The organism is Rhodococcus sp. A14 (assembly GCF_011603105.1).
Lineage (GTDB): Bacteria > Actinomycetota > Actinomycetes > Mycobacteriales > Mycobacteriaceae > Rhodococcus_F > Rhodococcus_F opacus.
Window position 1 is genome coordinate 1 of record NZ_JAAOQS010000230.1, and the last position, 2,860, is coordinate 2,860.

Annotated in this window: 4 protein-coding genes; all 4 read left to right on the top strand. The window is 68.8% G+C overall.

Annotated elements, in window-relative coordinates; all coding sequences use genetic code 11:
• On the top strand, positions 1 to 1,623 hold a 1,623-nt coding region (locus G9373_RS44945; RefSeq protein ID WP_240961154.1), incomplete at its 5' end, for a SulP family inorganic anion transporter.
• A complete protein-coding gene (locus G9373_RS44950; protein ID WP_061045705.1) occupies positions 1,620 to 2,042 on the top strand; it encodes a DUF5313 family protein in 423 nt (140 codons plus the stop codon). The genes G9373_RS44945 and G9373_RS44950, both read left to right, overlap by 4 nt.
• Before the next feature lie 257 nt (positions 2,043 to 2,299).
• The gene (locus tag G9373_RS44955) at positions 2,300 to 2,488 is read left to right on the top strand and encodes a hypothetical protein (protein ID WP_054248299.1); all 189 of its coding nucleotides are present in this window, start codon (positions 2,300 to 2,302) and stop codon (positions 2,486 to 2,488) included.
• 151 nt (positions 2,489 to 2,639) lie between these two features.
• The coding region (locus tag G9373_RS44960) for a hypothetical protein (protein ID WP_167121274.1) at positions 2,640 to 2,860 on the top strand (221 nt) is incomplete at its 3' end.

Sequence of the window (2,860 nt, forward strand, 5' to 3'; positions counted from 1 at the left end):
GGTGCCCCGGGCGCGGACCTGCTCGCCGGGCTGATCGTCGCGCTGGTGGCGCTGCCGCTGGCGTTGGGGTTCGGGATCAGTTCGGGTCTCGGCGCCGCCGCCGGCCTGACGACGGCGGTCATTGCCGGGGCGGTGGCGGCCGTGTTCGGCGGGTCCCGGTTCCAGGTGTCGGGCCCGACCGGTGCGATGACCGTGGTGTTGGTGCCAATCGTCGGGCAGTACGGGCCGACCGGGGTGCTCGCGGTCGGGCTGATCGCCGGCCTGGTGCTGGTCGTTCTGGCGTTCGCCGGTGTGGGCCGGGCCGTGCGCTACATGCCGGCGCCGGTGATCGAGGGGTTCACCGCCGGGATCGCCGTGGTGATCGCCCTGCAACAGTTTCCCGCCGCGTTGGGAATCGCCGACGCCGCCGGGGAGAAGGTGTGGCAGAGCGCCGCCGACGCCGTCCACCAGTTCGCCCAGAAGCCCTCGCTACTGACTCCGGCGACCGCACTGGCGGTGGCCGTGGTCATTCTCGTCGGCGGCCGCTACCTCCCGAGGATCCCGTTCTCCCTGATCGCGGTCGCCGCCGCCACCCTGATCGCGCAACTCTTTCACCTCGACATCGCCCGGATCGGCGCCATTCCGGCCGGGTTCGCCGCGCCGACCCTGAGTTTTCTGCACGTCGGTGAGCTGACCTCGCTGATCGCCCCGGCACTCGCGGTCGCCGCGCTGGCGGCACTCGAGTCGCTGCTGTCGGCGACCGCCGCCGACTCGATGGCGGTGGGAGCCCGCCACAACCCGGACCGGGAACTGTTCGGGCAGGGGCTGGCGAACATCGCCGCCCCCCTGTTCGGTGGGGTGCCGGCCACCGGGGCGATCGCCCGCACCGCCGTCAACGTGCGCTCCGGTGCCCGCACCCGGCTCGCCGCCCTCACCCACGCGCTCATCCTCGCGGCGATCGTGTATCTGGCGGCGGGACTCGTCGCACAGATCCCGCTCGCCGCCCTGGCGGGGGTGCTGCTGGCGACCACGGTGCGGATGGTCGAGACCGCCTCGATCCTGGCCATCACCCGCGCCACCCGCGCCGACACGATCGTCATGGTCGCCACCTTCCTGGTGACCGTCGTCTTCGACCTGGTCACCGCGGTCGCCGTCGGGGTCGGGTTCGCCGCGGTCCTCGCGCTCCGCGCGGTCGCCCAATCCGCCCGCATCGAACAGGTCCCGCTCGACACCGACGACCACCTCGCCGAGGAACACGACCTGCTCCGCGAGCACATCGTCGCGTACCGGATCGACGGCGCCCTGTTCTTCGCCGCCGCGCACCGGTTCCTGCTCGAACTCGCCGACGTCTCCGACGTGAAAGTCGTGATCCTGCGGATGTCGCGGATCACCACGATCGACGCCACCGGTGCGATCGTCCTCAAGGACGTCATCACCAAACTCGAGCACCGGCACATCACCGTCCTGATCTCCGGAGCCAAACCCGAACATCTCCGGCCGCTCGAGGCCCTTGGGGTGTTCACCACCACCGACAGCGAACAGCGCCACCTCTTCGACACCACCCCGCGCGCCATCGCCTACGCCCGCATGCTCGTCCTACCCGAACACCACTACACCTCCACCACGAACGAGGACCGACCATGACCGAGAACACCGCAGACAACACCACCCGCACACCCACCGCCACAACACCCGAACCCACTGCGCGGCAACGCCTCGGCTACGTCCTGGGCAGAACCCTGCCCACCCAGCTGCACCCCTGGGTCATCGCGGACACCACCGGCCCCGGCGCCACCCGCCGCTACGCCACCCGCTGCCTCATCCCGCTGATCCCGATCCTCGCCGGGCTCCTGCTCATCCCCGGCCCCTGGATCATCCGCACCGGCATGGTGCTGCTGCTGTTCCTGCCGTTCGTGTACTTCCTCCTCGCCCTGAAGAACATCTACCTCCGCCACCGCCTGGTCAGCCACGGCCTCGACCCCCGCCGCCTCAACGCCACCAAACAACGCCGACTCGACCAGGAGCAGGCCTCCTACGAATCCCGCTACCGATCCGCCCCCTGATCCCGCAACACCCCGGTGCAGCCCAGAACCCGGGGTGACACCCGTTCACTACCAACCAATTAATTGCTAATATTCGTAAGTAGAAAAAATGGAAGTGACGGTGAACTGGGATGAGGTCATGCGCCTCCCGGATCGAGCAACGGGGAACCGGGGCTCGGCGAAACCACCCAGGCTGGGCCGGCGCGCATGCGGTGGTGGCACCCCATCCGTCCGGCAATGTGCCCGATCACCGGCCACGCCCGCGAGGAAGGATCGTCATGCCACATTTCCGATACGTCGGCACCCACGAAAGAATCCATCTCGGCGCCGCGACCCGGATGATCAACTACGGCGACATCGTCGCGGCCCGAACCAATCCCGACCCGCGCTACTTCGAACTGGTGGAACCGGACCAGATCACGCAACGGTTGAGCCGCCGAACAGCGGGAGCGCCGGAACGCGAATAAGTCCGCACACATGCCCCTCGAGCCGATGGCTTCCGCGCATTCCCATGCCCGACCCCCGTCCTCCCGGCGCGTCGACGTCGGAACCCACCCATTTCTGCCGACATCGCCAACCGCAGAAACCAGCCACCAACCCCACAGAAGCCAGGACCCGATGACAACCCGCACCATCCACGCCACCGACCTGCAGTGGCACACACTCGCCCTCTGGATCCTCGAGTGGGAAGACGTCGACAACCCCGAACCGACCCTGAGCGAGTGGAGCACCGAACTCGCCGCCGCCGCCACCGGGATCGACCGCCGAATCAGCTGGAACCCCACCCAGAACACCGCCACCGCCCCCGAGGACGTCGACCTGCCCCAGATCGAACACAC

What these genes read in the sequence shown, in the direction of transcription:
- G9373_RS44950 (WP_061045705.1), top strand. Translation starts at nt 1,620, where the DNA reads ATGACCGAGAACACCGCAGACAACACCACCCGCACACCCACCGCCACA.
- G9373_RS44955 (WP_054248299.1), top strand. Translation starts at nt 2,300, where the DNA reads ATGCCACATTTCCGATACGTCGGCACCCACGAAAGAATCCATCTCGGC.